This is a genomic window from Xenorhabdus entomophaga (genome assembly GCF_037996725.1).
Classification (GTDB): Bacteria; Pseudomonadota; Gammaproteobacteria; order Enterobacterales; family Enterobacteriaceae; genus Xenorhabdus; species Xenorhabdus khoisanae.
Genome location: NZ_JBBMXH010000466.1, coordinates 1 through 238 on the forward strand (window position 1 = coordinate 1; position 238 = coordinate 238).

The 238-nt window shown below is 47.5% G+C and carries 1 protein-coding gene; it reads left to right on the plus strand.

The genetic code is table 11. From position 1 onward, the window contains the following. Positions 1 to 238: ISAs1 family transposase (locus tag AAC854_RS23650; RefSeq protein ID WP_340619191.1), on the plus strand; the 238-nt coding region annotated here is incomplete at both ends.

Here is a 238-nt window from a genome sequence, read left to right on the forward strand (position 1 = left end):
TATCACAGGTTGCCTGATAACAATTGATGCGATGGGATGCCAAACGAAGATTGCGGAACAAATTGTGCAGCAGGAAGGTGACTATCTTCTGGCGGTGAAAGGGAATCAGGAAACGTTGTATCGCGCAGTTAAGAAGGCGTTGTCAGCCCAAGTTTCTGCCGTGAGTCATGCCGAAAATATCACGATAGAACAAGGACATGGTCGTATAGAAGCCCGTGAATATCATGTGTTACCCGCC